A 15,823-nucleotide genomic window follows, 5' to 3' on the forward strand; every position below is an offset into this window, starting at 1 on the left:
CGGGCCTCAGAAATCGTCGGGAAGAGAGGGGGCGTGCGCGGCGAATTCCAGGCCGCCCAGCGTGTACGCGCGGCGCCGGGTCATCGGTCCGAAGCGCAGCGTCTCGCACACGGCGCCAAGTGCGTCGGCATCGGCGCCGAGTCGCGAGAAGCGCGGATGCGCGCCGTCCAGCGGCGCGTCGCAGGCAATCGTGGTGAGCTGGCGGAAGAGCAGGGCGTTGTCGCGGTGTTCGCGCAGCTTCGCTGCCGCCTGCGCGGCGCCGCGAAAGCGCAGGAAGGGCACCTCGTCGACGCGACGCAGCAGGCTGTCGAGATCGCCGAAATGCGCGAGCAGCACCGCTGCGGTCTTCGCGCCGACGCCGGGCACCCCGGGGATGTTGTCGACCGCGTCGCCGCACAGCGCGAGGTAATCGGCGATCTGGTGCGCCTCCACGCCATGCCGCGCCTTCACGCCGTGCGCGCCCCAGCGCTGGTTGCGCGCGTAGTCCCACTGTTCGTCGCCGATGTGAAGCAGCTGCGACAGGTCCTTGTCGGCGGACAGGATGATGCCGCGATGGCCATCGGCGCGTGCACGCACGAGCGCGGTGCCGATCAGGTCGTCGGCTTCGTAGTCGTCGTGGCGCAGCACGCTCAGGCCGAGCGCCGCGCACAGCGCCTTGCAGTGCGCGAACTGGCGCTTCAGTTCCTCCGGCGCGGGATCGCGGTTGGCCTTGTAGGCCGGATACAGGCGATTGCGGAAGCAGGAATCGAGGGCTTCGTCGAAGGCCACGGCGATGTGCCGGGGCCGTTCGCGTTCGAGCACGTCGAACAGGAAGCGCGCGAAGCCCTGCACCGCATTGGTCGGCCAGCCTTCGCTGTCGCGGAATTCGTCCGGCATCGTGTGCCAGGCGCGGAAGACATAGATGCTGGCGTCGATCAGGTAGACCGGTGCGGCCTGCGCGTCGGCAGCGCTCATGCAGGCGTCCAGTCGGTCAGCAGCGCCGCCGCGTCGGGGCGCTCGCGCTCGGGCGCTTCGACCTGGGGCGTGCCGATGTGGATGAAGCCGGCGACCACTTCGTCGTCGGCCACGCCCAGCGTGGCGCGGATCGCCGGGTCGTAGGCGGCCCAGCCGGTCAGCCATTGCGCGCCGAAGTCCATCGCCTGCGCGGCCTGGAGCAGGGCGAAGCAGACGCAGCCGGCGGTCAGCAGGCGCTCCTGGGCCGGAATTTTCTCGTCCGGGCCCTGCCTGGCGATCACCGTGATGATGACCGGGGCGAAGGAGAAGCGCAGGCGATCCTTCTCGACCACGCTGTCCGAAGCCGCAGGGTCGCGTTCGCGGCTGCGCCGGGCGAGAATGTCGCCGAGCGTGTGACGGGCGTCGCCTTCGATCCTGAGGAAGCGGAACGGCACGCGCTTGCCATGGTCGGGGACCCGGACCGCAGATTGCAGGATTTGGAGAATTTCGTCACGGTTTGGTCCCGGACCGCCCAGCAGTCGACTGGGTACCGACCGTCGGCTGTCGAGCAATTGCAATCGTTGCTGCTGATGATTTGCGAGTCGGGTCACAGACGCCTCAGTACGGTTTGAAGGATCGTATCGTCTGGGTGTCCAGACGCCTCATTCTCCCCCGAATCCCCCCGAGACGACACCATGGACGACAACAGCCGGTACTACCCTGGCCGCTCGCCCGCTCCACCCCGCCCAAGCTCCGACAAGGTCTACGAATCGCTGCGCCGCGACAGCGTCACTGCGTTGTCGGGCGTGCTTGCCGGGTTCTGGGGCGACATCGAGGAGCAGGTGCGCCTGGCCGCGATCGCCAGCCACGACAGCCGCGCGATCTACGACGACCGTCTCGCCATCCGCCTGCTCAACCAGCGTGCGCTGGAGCTGGCCAACCGCTACCGCGAATCCCTCGAATCCGCGTTCGACGCCTGGCGCAACCCGCGCCCGCGCCCGGTCGAGAACAAGAGCATGAGCCTGATGTCCGAGGCCCAGATCGAATCGCACCTGTCCGGCCAGCAGATCATCGAACTGCTGGAACACCAGCTGATGCATCCGCTGCAGATGATGCACGAGCGCCTCGACGCGCTGGCCACCGCGCTGGGCCTGCCCAGGCAGTCGCCCGAGGTCAATCCGTTGCGTCCCGAAGTGCCGGTCACGGCCTTCGTCAAACTCTTCTCCGAAGACGACCTCACGCCCGAACTGCGCCGGTTGATCTTCCTCCAGCTCGAAAAGCGCCTGTCGAAGGTGCTGGTCGAGCTGTACGCCAAGGTCAACGAGAGCCTGGATGTCGGTTTCGCGCCGCGTGAGCAGGTGCAGCCGGAGATGCCGCAGGCGCAGTCGCCGCAGGCCGGTTGGACGCCGGATGGCGGTCTGGTCGAAGGTCGCCCGCAGCAGCCCGCGTATCCCGGCCAGAACACGATGCCGCATGGCTATGGCCAGCCGCAGCCCGGCTACGGCCAGGCACCCGCAGGTTACGGCCATCCTGCGCCGAACCAGGGCTGGGGCTATGGGCAGCAGATGCCCGGCCAGCCGATGCAGGGCGCACCGATGCAGGGCATGCCCATGCAGGGCGCGCCGATGCCCGGCCAGCCGTACGGCGCGCCGTCGGGCCCCTCGATGCTGGGCGACGGCACCGGTCGTCCACTCCGTTACCGCGAATCCGTCCACCAGCAGCTGCGCGCCTGGCGCCAGACCGTGCTGCGCCCCGGCTCCATGCCGCCGCCGCCCTCATCGATGGTCGGCGTGCGCGTGCTGGGCCCGCAGGAACTGCTCGGTATCGCCTCGATGCTGCAGGGCGACGACCCGGCGCCGTACGTGCGAGCGATCGCCGGCGACGACCAGCGGCCGCTCTCGGCCGTCATCCGCGACCAGATCGTCAGCGGCTCGCGCCAGCTCGGTTACGACCCCACCCAGACGCGTTTCAGCGAGCTGGACGAGGACGCGATCGACCTCGTCGGCATCCTGCTGCAGACCCTGGCCCGCAGTCATGCCGCGCTGACCCGGTCGCGCGCGCTCTACGGCCGCCTGGTCGGCCCGTATCTCAAGCTCGCCCTCGCCGACGACAGCCTGTTCGACCAGCGCGCCCATCCCGGCCGCAAGCTGCTGGAAGCGCTGAGCGAAGCCTGCGACGGCAACACCGGCGAATCGCCGCAGGACCAGCAGACCCTGACCCACGCCGAACTCGCCGTGGATCGCGTGGTCGAGGAATACCGCGACGACAAGGCGATCTTCGAACTCGCCGCGTCCGAGCTGCGCGACCACCTGGACAACCAGAAGCGCATGCGCGAAGTCGCCGAGCAGCGCGCCGCCGAGGCCGTGGGTGGCCGCGAGCGCCTGCAGCACGCCCGCCGCGCGGTCGACGAACTCGTCGCCTCGCGCCTGGCCGAGCGTCCGCTCACCGATGGCATCGCCGAGTTCCTCACCGGGCACTGGCGCCATCACCTGGTACAGACCTGGCTGCGCGAAGGCCCCAGCTCGGCCCAGTACATTTCCGCCGTGGCCATCGGCGAGAGCCTGGTGCAGGCCGATGCGTACGCCATGCGCGCCGAGGGCGGCCGCGTCGCCGACAAGATCCTCGAACTGCAGGCGCCGCTCGGCCGCTGCTATGCCAGCTGCGGTCTCGACGCCGTCGCCGCGCGCGACTCGCTGTCGAAGATCGTCTCCGCGCTGGCTTTCCCGGACCGCGCGCGCATGCGCCACACCCTGCCGGTCGAGGAAGATGTCGCCGCTTCGGTCGAGCCGAACGATGCCGCCAACTGGGGCGGGCTGCGCGTGGTCGGCGGGACGGACTCGCTGGACTTCGACCCCGCGCTTGCCGCGCGCCTGCGCCGCCTGCGCGTGGGCCAGAACCTGCGACTGATCGAAGAGGATGGCCAGGAAACCTCAGGCCGCATCGCCTGGGTCAGCCCGCTGACCTCGCGCTTCCTCATCGTCAACCGCCGCGGCATGCGCAAGCTGGTGGTGACGCCGGAAGAGCTGGCTGCACTGGTCGCGAAGAACCGCGTGATCCTGCGTTCCTCGGAAGCGCCGTTCGACGAGGCCATGCGCCAGATGTGGCAGACCCTCAACCAGTCGCGCACCGCCGTCAGCGGGATTGCTTGATCGGGAGCGCCTGAGCGGGCTGACCCGACGCCAGCGCTGGCGCTAACCCGGGCCGTCGGCATCGTTGCCGGCGGCCCGTTCGTTTGCGGGGGCGTGCGTGCGCGTTGCCGGGCGGAGGCCCGGCCCGCGACCGCAGTCGTGTTATGCGTTTTCGTTGTGGCGCAATGTCGCCGCTGCAGGAGAGCGGTCATCGCAACCTGCTAGGATGCCGGTCACCCAAGAAGGCGCTAGGAGTGCGGGCAATGGCGGAAGCGAGTGCAGGTGCAGCGGCGAAGGTGGTCATCGGTTCGGTGCGTGAAACCGCACCCGGCGAACGGCGCGTCGCACTGACGCCCGAGACCTGCAAGAAGCTCGTTGCAGCGGGCGCCACGGTCCGCATCGAACGCGGACTCGGCCTGGCCGCCCACCAGCCCGACAGCGCCTACGTCGATGCCGGCGCGGAACTGGTCGATACCGCCGACGCCGTGCTCGCCCAGGCCGACATCGTCGCCTGTGTGCAGCCGCCGCCGGCCGCCGCCATCGCCTCCATCAAGTCCGGCGCCGTGCTGGTCGGCATGCTCCAGCCGCAGGCCGACGCCGCGCGCGGTGAAGCCATCCAGGCCCGCGGGCTCGTCGCCTTCCCGCTCGAACGCCTGCCGCGCACCACGCGCGCCCAGGCCATGGACATCCTCAGCTCGCAGGCCGGCATGGCCGGCTACAAGGCCGTGCTGATCGCCGCGCAGCTGGCGCCGAAGTTCTTCCCGATGCTGACCACCGCCGCCGGCACCATCCGGCCGTCGAAGGTGCTGATCATCGGCGCCGGCGTCGCCGGTCTGCAGGCCGTCGCCACCGCCAAGCGCCTCGGCGCGCAGGTCGAAGGTTTCGACGTGCGCCCGGAAACCCGCGAACAGATCGAATCGCTCGGTGGCAAGTTCCTCGACCTCGGCGTCAGCGCCGCTGGCGAAGGCGGTTACGCACGCCAGCTCACCGACGAGGAGCGTGCCCTGCAGCAGCAGCGACTCGCTGACCACCTCAAGGGCGTCGACGTCATCGTCTCGACCGCCGCCGTGCCCGGTCGTCCTGCACCAAAGATCATCAGCGCCGCGATGGCCACCGGCATGAAGCCCGGCAGCGTGATCGTCGACCTGGCCGCCGAGACCGGCGGCAACTGCGAACTGACCCGTCCGGGCGAGACCATCGATCACGGTGGCGTCACCATCGCCGGCCCGCTCAACCTCGCCAGCAGCGGCGCGATGCACGCCAGCGACATGTTCGCGCGCAACGTCTTCAACTTCGTTTCGCTGCTGCTCGACAAGCAGGGCGCGCTGCATTTCGACTGGAACGACGAGCTGCTCGCCAAGACGGTGTGGCCGGAGCGCGCGGCGTCCTGACGTTCCGGCGCCGGATCGATTGTCCTGAACTGCCACCGCCTGCCGTTCGACCGGGCAGGCGCCGAGGCTTGCCTGCCGTGCGTGGTAGGCCTACCCTCGGGGCAGTCCGACGGCACCACGACAGGTGCCGCTCGATGAAGGAACACCCGCAGGAGGCCGTGACATGCGTCAGTCATTCGAAGGGCAGGCAACCGAACCGCAGGACACGCGCGGCGCGCATGGCGTGACCCTCGCACCGCCCGATCGCGAAGGCCCGATGCTGCAGGCACCGCAGAAGGCGCGCGAACTGGAGATGAGCGCAGGCGAACGCGAGCTGTTCGTCCGTGCGGTGAACCTGGTGCAGAACAAGGCCGGCCTGAGCGAGGACGAGGCGCGCAAGGTCGCCACCGACGTGGTGCTCACCGCGCGCACCACGCCCGGCCTGTCGGAAAAGCCCGAGTACATGGACGTGCGCAATGGCCATGTCATGCTCGCGCAGAAGATCGACAAGGAACCGATCTTCAGCGGCTACGTCAACATCGAGCAGTCGAAGGCGCAGAGCGAGCAGCAGGTGACCGCGAAGGTCGACCAGCACGAGCGCGTGCTGCAGGAGCGCCAGGCCCGCGATGCGGAGCGCGAAGCCAAGCCGCTGACGCAGGCCGTCGAGGATCGCGTCACCAACAGCTTCACGTTCTCACGCTCGATCTGAGCTTTTCTCCTTCCCTCGCACGCGGGGGAGGAGGTCCAGCCTCCCCATACGACAACGGCGCCCTCGGGCGCCGTTGTCGTGTCAGCGTGTCGATCTGCGCTTACTGCTTCGCCTGTGCCGCAGCATCCGTGGGCGACGCCGCCTGCGCGGCCTTGAGCGAGGCCGGCGGATTCGCTGCCATCATCGCGTCGCGTGCGGCGCGGAACGGATTGCCCTTGTACCAGTTCGGCCAGAGGTTGGTGTCGTGCACCAGCGCCAGGCCGACCTCGAACAGCGATGCGAGGTCCTGCATCGTGCCGTCGAGCTTCCACGTCGCCGGGTCGTACTCGTCGTCCGGCTTGTGATAGCGATGCTCGTTGTAGTCCTTGCCGGCCGCTTCGCCCGCAGCAGTGCCGCCTTCCATCAGATCGGTGCCGCCGTCCGCGTACAGCGCGGGCACGCCGGCCTTGGCGAAGTTGAAGTGATCCGAACGGAAGTAATAGCCGCCGGCCGGGTTCGATTCCTCGACCAGCGTGCGACCCTGGCGCTCGGCGATCGGCTTGAGGATGTCCTCCATCTCCGAATTGCCCTTGCCGACCACGGTCAGATCGCGGGTGCGGCCGGACACGCTCATCGCATCGATGTTGATCACGCCGACGGTGCGATCCAGCGGGATGCTCGGATGCGCGACGTAGTACTTCGAGCCGAGCAGGCCGGATTCCTCCAGCGTCACCGCCACGAACAGCGCCGAACGCTTCGGCTTCGGCCCCTTGGCCATCGCCTCGGCGATTTCCAGGATGCCGGCCACGCCGGTCGCGTTGTCGACGGCACCGTTGTAGATGTTGTCGCCTTCCTCGCCGTCGTGCTTGCCCAGGTGGTCCCAGTGCGCCATGTACACCACGGCTTCCTCGGGACGCTCGCTGCCCGGCAGCAGGGCCAGCACGTTGCGCGATTCCTTCTCGGCGATCGTGCTCTTCAGGGTCACGCTGGCCTTGGCCGGCAGCGTCACCGGTTTGAAGCCGCGCTTGCCCGCAGCCGCGCGCATCGCATCGAGATCGAGGCCGGCGTCGGCGAACAGCGTCTTCGCCTGCTCGCCGGTGATCCAGCCCTGCAGCGGCACGCGCGGCGCCGGGTCGTCGGCCGCACGCAGGTCGTACTGCGCGCCGGACCAGGAATTCTTCACTACGTCCCAGCCGTACGACGCGCCTTCGGTGTCGTGGATGATCAGCGCCGCTGCCGCGCCCTTGCGGCCGGCTTCCTCGAACTTGTAGGTCCAGCGACCGTAGTAGGTCATCCGGTTGCCGTCGAACAGCGTCGCGTCCTTGCTGTGGAAGCCCGGGTCGTTGACGAACATGACCACGGTCTTGCCTTTCACGTCGACGCCCGCATAGTCGTTCCAGTTCTGCTCCGGCGCATCCACGCCGTAGCCGACGAACACGAGCTCGCTGCCGTCGATCTTCACTTCGGGCTGGCCCGTTCGCGTGCCGACCACCATGTCGGTGCCGAACTTCAGCGTGCGCGGCGTGCCCTTCACGTCGATGGTCATCGTCGTCGACTCATCGGCGGTGGTTTCCATCATCGGCACCACCTGGAAGTAGCTGTCGCCATTGCCCGGCTTCAGCCCCATGCGCTCGAACTGCGCCTTCAGGTACTGGACGGTCTTCTCCTCGCCCGGCGTTCCCGGCGCGCGGCCCTCGAACTCGTCCGACGCCAGCACGCGCACGTGCTCCGCGAAATCGGCGGGATCCAGCGCATCCTTGAACGCGAACGCCGCCGGCTTCGCGGCATCCGTCGCCGGCTTCGCAGCCGGCGTTTCCTCGCCCTTGCACGCGCTCAGCGCAGCAGCGGCAGCGAGGGACAACAACAGGGTCTTGGGCAATGAACGGCTCATCGTACGGTCTCGATATTTCCTGACGAACGGAACCTCCGAGTGTACGACGGACAGGGTGGGGGCGGGTGTGCGGGGATTGTTGGGGGCTGGGAGATCGGGATGCGCGTCCTGCCTGCGGGGAGGGGGGGCGGGGAGGCGATCATCTCGTGGACCCGTCACTTGTCGGTTCTCCGCCCGGCGGCTGCAGCCACGGCCCATGACCGGCCATGGGGCTGGCACCGACGGCGCCCTGTCCGATCAGCAGCTTCAAGTCGACGACCGGGGGCGATCGCCTGGGGCGCTCAGTCGAAAGCGACCTGCATCTTCAGGAACAGCTCGGTCCTGATCCTGCGATCTTCCGGCATGACGCTGGCGTCCTTCTCGCTCTGCCAGCTCGCGCCCATGTAGAAGGCCGTGCCGGCGCTCCTGCGCAGGGCGTAGGTGAGTGTCGCCAGGTCGACATGGTCACTGTCCGTCTTCACGCCGGAGGCCAGGAACCGTTCGTACAAGGTGCGCTGTGCGATCAGACGCAAGGTCTGCGTCGCGTTGAAGTGCCAGATGGCAAGCAGTTGCGATGCGGTCTCGCCATAGACTCGGCCGCCATCGGATTTCAGCGCTGCACTGGACAGCTTCGCCTCGACTTCGAGCCTGGGCAGGGGCCTGACGGCCGCGTCGACGGTCAGGCGATGGCCAGGCAGGACCTCGTCCGACAGCGTGTCCGCAAGGTCTCCGACATCGGCGCTTATCGACAGCATCGAGAACCGGTCGGACGGGCTGATGCTGAATGTCGCATGCCAGTAGGTTTCGTCGAGCAGCGGCGTCCCGGGGGCGGTCCGGAAGCGGGTCCAATTCCGGTATTCCAGGGACAGGTTGGAATTCCAGAGGCTCTCGATCGAGATGCCGGGAACCACGGACTCCGAGATCAGTTCGTGATGGTCGCGCGCGACGGCCTTCTCGGCCGAAAGGCTGACCACCAATTCGTTGACGGGACCGAGATTGCGCCTGATCCAGCGCTGCGTGCCGGACAGTCGGCGCACGCCCGATTGCTGCAGGAAACCGATGTCGTTGCGGAATCCGGAGCTGATATCCGAATAGGTCAGGTTGGTGTCGGCGTTCTCGGTCTTCCATTGCGCGGCCAGGTGCATGCTGCTGCCTCGCCGTGCCTCGCCGCGTGCGAGCAAGCCATCGTCACCCGGCAGTGCGGTGGTATCCGCCATCAACCATTGCCCCGTGAGGCGCAGGAAACGGGAGGCTTGCCACACGAGGTCCGCGCCCGCGACGGTGTTGCTGCCGATGCCATCCGCATATTGGCGATTGGAGGCCAGGACGCCCACCGAAAAGCCTGCGCCGTGATGCTGCAGCCGCACGAGGCTCGCCGAGGATGCCGGCTGGTCCACCTGTTCCGTGGAATAGGCGCCGGGGATCAAGACCTGGCCGCCGCCATCGTCGCGCAGGGTGAAGGCCGTGCCGGACCAATGCGCCGTGCGCGCGGTACTGCGCAGGCCCCAGCGCGGATACGTCACCGTGCGCGTGTAGATCGCTTCGGTCGGCGTGCGCAGAAGATCTGCCGATTCCAGGAAGAACGCCCGTGTTTCCGGGACATAGAGAGCGAACTGCGTATTGCCCGATAGCTGGGGGACATCGAGCTGCACCTGGGAGAAATCGGGATTCAGGGTGCCATCGATGACCCATTCCGGGCTGGCCTGCCACTTGAAGTCCAGTCCGACGTTCCACTCACGGTCGGCCGTCCTGCTGGAATCGGCATCGCGCTCGCCGGTCTGCCGATAGGTCAGGTTCGGACGCAGTTCGAGCGCCGTAGCAGCCGGCGGTTCGATATCCTGCAGGGGCTGCATCGCGTCGATGAACGAGGTGGCCTCCAGGGGCACCGTCACCGACGTGATCGTATGGAATCGGTCGCGCGGCACGTTGCGCACGATCATGATCCGCCATGGCCCTTTCCCGCTTTTCGAATAGCGCAGCGACGAAAACGGAACGCGGAAGACCGCCGAGTAACCTTGTTCGCTGCGCCTGGCGGCGCCCTCGAAGACGAAGTCCGGCGAGAAGTCCTGGTTGTCGTCGTTCGTGTACAGCCCATCCCCGGTGCTTCCGGAGGCGTTCATGCGAAAGAACTGCGCGGCCTTGCGCTGGCCGGTCGGGTCCATGAACAGCGCCACGAAATCCTGAGTGCGGTATACCGTGTCGTGCCTCACCAATGGCGCGCGGATGAGTCCGGGTTCCGGATCCATCGCTTCGATGCCGACGTAGAGTGCATGCTCGTCGAACAGGACACGGACTTTCGTCCCATGCTCCGGTGTCGCCTGGAATCTGGGCGACCGCTCGACGAAGCCTTCGAACACAGGCGCCTGTTGCCAGACGGACTGAGCCATGGTCCCGTCCAGCACCACCTTCTCGTCAGCAGGCAGGCGCATGGAACGGATGGTGTTCTCGTCTGCACTCGCGATCATCGGGCTGACGAAAAACTGCGCCATCAGCAGCAGCTGGAGGCGCATCCCGGACTTGCGCGAAAAGCGGACGTTTGCTCGGGTCATGCGGTTTTGCGCGATCAACTTGATGCCCGGAGTCATTTGGCTACGGTCCATGGTGGGCGACGGAAAGCACGTCACCGATGATTCGGCGCCGGATCAAGCGGCGGGATGCCACGCCAGGCTTGCGAACAGTCCGGAGATGTAGTCGCGGACGTCCTCCGAGCGCTGCGCGCCGACGATTCCGCCGTAGGGAACCGACGGGAGGTCGTAGTCCGGCGAGTCGTCGAATGCTGCGTCCGGATCGCGCTCGTGCCATTCGATGACGCGCGCGTCGCTCCTGAGCTGCTCGAAGGCGCCGGACTCCGACCAGCGCCCTTGGCGATAGCGATGCCCCGGCACGACATACCAGCCGCAATACTTCCCTTGCCTGGCGATCTGGCGCAGATCGAAATGACACTCGTCGACGAGCAGGCGAAGCTCGAGCTCCTGGAGATCGACGCCCCATGCCAGCGAGGTCGCCTGCGTCACGCCGGCACCACCGATGCGGTTGCCGATTTCCAGGAAGACCAGGCCGCGTTCGGATTCGATCGCCTCGAGGTGGAAGGCGCCGACCCGGATGCGCACCGCTTCGATGACGCGCTGGATCCAGGCAAGGCGCTCCGCGCCCAGGTCGATCTGATAGGAGCCCAGGGGCTCGTTCTCGTTGTAACGCTGGCAAGTGCCGATGTAGCGGCTGCCGCAGGCGGCTTCGACCACGCCGTCCCGCACCAGTCCATCGAAATGGACGATGGGTCCGCCGACGAATTCCTCGAGTTCGTAGGCATCGTAATTCGGTCGTTCGCCATCGATGGCCGCCACGCCTGTGCAGTGGCCATCGATGGCGGCCATGGCGGATGAGGCGTTTTCGAAAATGACGACATCCTCGCTGCCGGCGCCATGCGTCGGTTTCAGCACTGTCCTGCCGGTCCACTCGAGTGAGGCATTGCCGCTGCGCAGCGTGGCCAGCGAGATGAAGCGAGGAGCGTCGATTCCCATCGCCGTCACCGCCTTCTTCATCGCGACCTTGTCGCGCACGAGCCGGGCATCGGAAAGACTGGGTCCGTGCACGCCCAGCGCATCGCGCAGTTCCGCTGCAGCGAGCAACTCGTATTCCGACAGGGAGATGATGCGGTCGAAAGGACGTGTGTCGTCGTCTCCTTCGCCCGGCGATGCCTTCAGCGCTTCCAGCACCGACTGGCAGATGCCGCTTGCGCTGTCCTCCCGGACGACTCTCCTGCATCGCAGGTCTGGCGGAACGCTCTTGAGCTTTTCGGCCGTGCCGACGTAGACCACATCGTGCAGGTCGTGGTCGATGCCGTTGTGGTACAGCATCTTGGCGTAATCGATCTTGTGCAGGATCAGGATTTTCATGCGTGATTCAATGCCATGTGCGGCTCGGCTCGATGGCTGCCGTCCGATGCCGAGTGCGGATGTTGAAGAGGAGATGGAGGGCCGCGAGTGCCGCGAGCATCGCGAACATCACCAGAAAGGCGCTACGCATCGAGTCGGCCGCGCCCGAGGCCGCAGCCATCGCATGCGCAGCGTCCGCAGGGTCCATCGACGACACGCGTGCCATCAGTTCACGGGCGATCGGATCGGCACTGGCCAGCAGGCCTCCGCAGACCGCCACGCCGATGGACTGACCGAGCATGCGCGACAGGTAGAACAGGGAGGTCGCGCTTCCCCGCACGGTATCGGTGACGGCGGATTGCAGGGCGACGGAGAAGATGACGCTGCACGCGCCCAGGCCGATGCCGAGGACGCCCGACATCGCAAGAACCAGGATAAGTCCTTCGTTTCCGGACTGCAGTGCAGCCAGGCACAGCCCGAGCGAGCCGGCCAGTACGATCGCCCCGGCCAGGTTGACGAGCGTGCCATGATGCTGCGAGCGGATGAGCATGCCGACGCCGATACCGCTGAAGGTCCAGGTCAACGTCATCACGGCGACCGTCGAGCTGATCGCCAGGTAGTCCGCTCGCAGGACCACCGCAGCGAAGGTCGGGACATACACGGTCAACCCCATCGCGATCGCGCCACAGATGAAGGCAGAGACCACCGCCTTCAGCACCACCGGGAGGCGGAGAAGGCTGGTCGGGAACAGTGCGGAAGCGGCATCCTGCTGGGAGCGCCACAGGAGGATCGCGGATACGGCGCCGATGAGTCCGATCGCCAGCCATTGCATTGGCGATATGGACTGGCCGTGGACGAGCGCGATCATGGTCGCGAGCAGCGTCACGCACAGGTATGCGGACGGCATGACGGCGAGGCTGCGATCCGCATTCTCTTCCCCTGCCTCATTGCTCGGCCTGCCGCGATAGAAGCCGACCAGGAGTATCGTGGAGATCACCACGATCGGGAGGTTGATCCAGAAGATGTAGCGCCAGTCTAGGATCTCCATGATCGCCGAGCCGATGACCGGCCCGGAGATGGCAGCGATGCCCCATACGGCACTCCCCATCGCCTGGTACTTGCCTCTCGACTGATCGGAAATGACATCGTTGAGCGCAGCCGTGCCGACGGTGATGAGGCCGCCCGCGCCGACACCCTGGAGCACGCGGAAGAGCACCAGGGACAGCATGTCCCACGCCAGCCCGCAGGCCAGCGTTCCTGCAAAGAAGATGGCTGCCGCGAACACGAAGCAACCCTTGCGACCGAGGCGGTCCGAGGCGCTTCCGAACAGCGGCATGGTGACCGCCTGGGCAATCAGGTAGGCGCTGAATACCCAGCTCATGTCCGAAAGGCCGCCGAAACTCTGGATGACGGTCGGAATCGCCGCGACCACCACGGTCGATTCCATCGCGATCGCATACGAGCAGAGCAGTACGGCCGCCAGAACCGCTAGGTGTGGCTTCCTGTTGCCGGCGGGGGTCATCGGGGGGCGACTTTGTAGATCTGCTGCGAGAGCGATGCCGCGATCTGCAGGTGCTCGCTGAGGAACCCATCGACCGGATCGTCCGGCCAGTAGAACTGCACGCAGCCATCGCGACTGTTGGAGTCGTGGCTTCGCACGATCAGGTCGCCCGGCTTGCGCCAGGTGTAGATCGTCTGCACGCAATCGGGCAGGGTTTCGGTTGCCGGCAGGTTGACCTGCTCGACGACGCCTGCAGCCGCATTCATGAATGAGATCGCGGCGCGTCCGCGGAGCTCGATGCCGTGCGGCTCGTAGTCGTCGCGCAGGTAGGACTTCGTGTGCATCTCGAAGGCATTGATGCCCGAAGTGCTTTCGATCATGTCGAAGGTGCCGTCGCCGGGCGGACGCGCGTTGAGCTCCATGAGGACGACGCGATTCTCGTCATAGACCTTCATCTCCACCTCGACCACGCCGCGGTCGACCCCGAGCGCACGGCAGGCTGCCTCTGCAGTTTCGCGTATGACCCGGCTCTTGTTGAACACGCTTGGCATCGAATGACCCATCTCGACGAAGTAGGGCTTCGCGCCGAGATACTTGTCGTCGACGGTGAGCGCGACCACGCCGCGCTTCGAGGTGGCGAGCGTCACCGAGACCTCGTGGGGAGCGTCGATGTACTCCTCCACGAGGAACAGGGATTCATCGAGCCCGTGGCGCTGCTGGTAGCCGCTCATCGCCTGCCGCAGATGGGCATAGGCGGCACCCAGTTCGGACTGTTCCCTCACCAGCATCACGCCTTCGCTGCCGCCCGCGTTGCGCGGCTTGACGACGACGGGGAAGCCGAGCTGCGGCGCGTGGGTCTCCAGTTCTTCCAGCGTCGTGAACGGCATGTAGCGTGGAACCGGAAGCCCGGCGGCTTCGAAGGCCTTGCGCATTTCGTACTTGTTGCGCGCCCGGCCGATCGTCGCTTCGCTGAGGTAGGGCAGGCCGTAAGTCCTGGCGATCTCCAGTCCGGCTTCCATGCACATTTCGATCAAGGGCACGATTGCCCTCGGCTTGGCGCCCGTGCGGGCGCGGAAGCGCTCGATCGCGGCCAGGGCCTCTTTCGGATGGCAATGGTTGCCGTTGATCGTGAGGTCGGCGAACGCATGCCCGTTGATCGTCGCGTTGGGGTACATCACGGCGACAGGCATGTCGGTCGCACGCACTGCGCCGAGGAGCGATCGATCGCGGAATTTCTCGGAGCCGAGGATCAGGCAGTAATCTTGGCCTTTGCGGTTTGTTTCCATCGCGGGGAACTCCAGGTATGAACTCGGGGGCATTGGCATGCGGAGGGTGGTTGGTTCGCCTCAACGCGAGCGGGCGGAGGAAAGCATGGTGTCGGCGAGCTTGCGTTCGGCCGACATGTCCATCTTGCGAAGCGCCTCGACGATGCCTTGTCGATCCGCAGGGTTGCGTTGCTGGCCGACCTGCCATTTGCCGATCAGCTGGGTGATCTCGATGTCGATGCCGACGATGTGCTCCACCAGCGCACCGATGAAATCCTGCGGCGCTTCATCGACCCGCCAGGCGTTCTCCCTGCCAGCCTCGAAGTAATCGGTCATGCTGCGGACATCGGCGGCGAGCGTCGCGGCGTCGCGCACGAGCCGGATCCTGCCGCGTGCGTGGACCACGCTGTAGTACCAACTCGGCTGGACACGGCCGTGCTTGGTGCGCGATGGATACCACGATGGCGAGATGTAGGCGCTCGGTCCGGAGAAGACGACCAGGCATTCCAGTCCATCCGGGACGATCGACCAGAATTCATTGTCCCTTGCGGCATGCGTCTTGAGCATGCCGAGCGGGCTCGTGGCGGTTTCCAGCACGAAGGGAAGGTGGTCGACGGACGGCCCCCTGTCTGTCTGGATGATCAGCGTGCCCAATGGGTATTCGCGGATCAGGCCATGCAGCCGTGATCGGTCCTGGACGTCGAAGAGCGGTTGTCTATGCATCGATGTTGGGCCTCGCGCGGCACTGCATGCCACGCCTGAGCTTGTTCAGGGCGTCGGAGTCACGGTCTTGCGAAGGTCGCTCATGCCCATGCTTTCCAGCACGTCGGGCGTCTTCGCGAAACGGATGTTCCCGTAACCGACGATTTCAATGTGGTTGCCCCACGGATCGAGGAACCCCAGAAAGCGGCCCGGCAGCAGCGGAATGCCCAGTTCGATCAGGCGGGCGCGGACTTTTTCCTTGTCGTCGACGACAAGCCCGAAGTGGCGATCGCCGTCTGATTCCTGCACGCGTCCCTTGGTGAGTGCGATGAACTGGTCGCCGAGCTCAAGCGAACAGCGGTCTTCTTCGAGATCGTCCACTTCGAAGGTCATGAGCTGGCTGTAGAAGGCGATTGCCTCCTTGATGTCGCCCACTTCGAGTGAGACATGATTGATGCCGACGGCTCTTGCGAGGGTCATGGAAGGTTCCT

General features: G+C 66.4%; 12 protein-coding genes. 3 read left to right on the forward strand and 9 right to left on the reverse strand.

Features of this window, described 5'->3' with window-relative positions; genetic code table 11:
- Nucleotides 1-6: 6 nt before the first annotated feature.
- Nucleotides 7-954: a 5'-3' exonuclease gene (locus ACFQ0E_RS09510; protein ID WP_386823411.1), complete on the reverse strand. Its 948-nt coding sequence runs from the start codon at nucleotides 952-954 to the stop codon at nucleotides 7-9.
- Nucleotides 951-1,544, reverse strand: coding sequence for a nitroreductase family protein (locus tag ACFQ0E_RS09515; RefSeq protein ID WP_386823412.1), 594 nt, complete (start codon nucleotides 1,542-1,544; stop codon nucleotides 951-953). The genes ACFQ0E_RS09510 and ACFQ0E_RS09515 overlap by 4 nt, the downstream gene beginning before the upstream one ends.
- Nucleotides 1,545-1,628: 84 nt before the next feature.
- Here ACFQ0E_RS09515 and ACFQ0E_RS09520 point away from each other — a divergent pair, with 84 nt between their 5' ends.
- From ACFQ0E_RS09520 to ACFQ0E_RS09530, 3 genes are all read left to right on the forward strand, one after another.
- The gene (locus ACFQ0E_RS09520; RefSeq protein WP_386823413.1) at nucleotides 1,629-4,082 is read left to right on the forward strand and encodes a DUF1631 family protein; all 2,454 of its coding nucleotides are present in this window, start codon (nucleotides 1,629-1,631) and stop codon (nucleotides 4,080-4,082) included.
- 242 nt (nucleotides 4,083-4,324) lie between these two features.
- Nucleotides 4,325-5,452 carry an NAD(P) transhydrogenase subunit alpha gene (locus ACFQ0E_RS09525; RefSeq protein WP_386823414.1) on the forward strand — a complete coding sequence of 376 codons (1,128 nt, stop codon included), beginning with the start codon at nucleotides 4,325-4,327 and terminating at the stop codon, nucleotides 5,450-5,452.
- Between the two features lie 163 nt (nucleotides 5,453-5,615).
- Nucleotides 5,616-6,140: a hypothetical protein gene (locus tag ACFQ0E_RS09530; protein ID WP_386823415.1), complete on the forward strand. Its 525-nt coding sequence runs from the start codon at nucleotides 5,616-5,618 to the stop codon at nucleotides 6,138-6,140.
- A 100-nt stretch (nucleotides 6,141-6,240) separates the two neighbouring features.
- Here the strand turns inward: ACFQ0E_RS09530 and ACFQ0E_RS09535 are convergent, their stop codons facing one another.
- The 7 genes from ACFQ0E_RS09535 to ACFQ0E_RS09565 form a co-directional block, all read right to left on the reverse strand.
- Nucleotides 6,241-7,998 (reverse strand): M28 family metallopeptidase, encoded by a 1,758-nt coding sequence (locus tag ACFQ0E_RS09535; RefSeq protein ID WP_386824097.1) that lies wholly within the window; start codon nucleotides 7,996-7,998, stop codon nucleotides 6,241-6,243.
- Nucleotides 7,999-8,291: 293 nt separating this feature from the next.
- Nucleotides 8,292-10,574, reverse strand: a complete 2,283-nt coding sequence (locus ACFQ0E_RS09540) for a carbohydrate binding family 9 domain-containing protein (RefSeq protein WP_386823416.1) — start codon at nucleotides 10,572-10,574, stop codon at nucleotides 8,292-8,294.
- Nucleotides 10,575-10,631: 57 nt separating this feature from the next.
- Entirely contained in the window at nucleotides 10,632-11,885 is a 1,254-nt protein-coding gene (locus tag ACFQ0E_RS09545; protein WP_386823417.1) for an ATP-grasp domain-containing protein, read from the reverse strand.
- A 7-nt stretch (nucleotides 11,886-11,892) separates the two neighbouring features.
- On the reverse strand, nucleotides 11,893-13,386 hold the full coding sequence (locus ACFQ0E_RS09550) for an MFS transporter (RefSeq protein ID WP_386823418.1): 1,494 nt from the start codon (nucleotides 13,384-13,386) through the stop codon (nucleotides 11,893-11,895).
- Nucleotides 13,383-14,651: an ATP-grasp domain-containing protein gene (locus ACFQ0E_RS09555; protein WP_386823419.1), complete on the reverse strand. Its 1,269-nt coding sequence runs from the start codon at nucleotides 14,649-14,651 to the stop codon at nucleotides 13,383-13,385. The genes ACFQ0E_RS09550 and ACFQ0E_RS09555 overlap by 4 nt, the downstream gene beginning before the upstream one ends.
- Nucleotides 14,652-14,711: 60 nt before the next feature.
- Nucleotides 14,712-15,353: an FMN-binding negative transcriptional regulator gene (locus ACFQ0E_RS09560; RefSeq protein WP_386823420.1), complete on the reverse strand. Its 642-nt coding sequence runs from the start codon at nucleotides 15,351-15,353 to the stop codon at nucleotides 14,712-14,714.
- A 45-nt stretch (nucleotides 15,354-15,398) separates the two neighbouring features.
- Nucleotides 15,399-15,812 carry a VOC family protein gene (locus ACFQ0E_RS09565; RefSeq protein ID WP_386823421.1) on the reverse strand — a complete coding sequence of 138 codons (414 nt, stop codon included), beginning with the start codon at nucleotides 15,810-15,812 and terminating at the stop codon, nucleotides 15,399-15,401.
- Nucleotides 15,813-15,823: the final 11 nt, after the last annotated feature.

The organism is Lysobacter brunescens (assembly GCF_042677005.1).
GTDB lineage: Bacteria > Pseudomonadota > Gammaproteobacteria > Xanthomonadales > Xanthomonadaceae > Lysobacter_I > Lysobacter_I brunescens.